Source organism: Pseudomonas sp. PDM22, from assembly GCF_014851965.1.
Lineage (GTDB): Bacteria > Pseudomonadota > Gammaproteobacteria > Pseudomonadales > Pseudomonadaceae > Pseudomonas.
The window spans coordinates 1-255 of record NZ_JACVAR010000058.1 but is presented as its reverse complement, the minus strand read 5'-3'; the positions used below and the strand labels follow the sequence as shown (position 1 = coordinate 255).

General features: G+C 44.7%; 1 rRNA gene. It reads left to right on the top strand.

Annotated features, from left to right (window positions below):
* Nucleotides 1-152: 152 nt before the first annotated feature.
* Nucleotides 153-255, top strand: a 23S ribosomal RNA gene (locus tag IB255_RS30635); the annotation flags it as partial.

Here is a 255-nt window from a genome sequence, read left to right as displayed (position 1 = left end):
TTAAAAATTTGGGTATGTGATAGAAGTAGACTGAATAATCTCTTTCACTGGTGATTATTCAAGTCAAGGTAAAATTTGCGAGTTCAAGCGCGAATTTTCGGCGAATGTCGTCTTCACGTTCGAGACAGTAACCAGATTGCTTGGGGTTATATGGTCAAGTGAAGAAGCGCATACGGTGGATGCCTTGGCAGTCAGAGGCGATGAAAGACGTGGTAGCCTGCGATAAGCTTCGGGGAGTCGGCAAACAGACTTTGA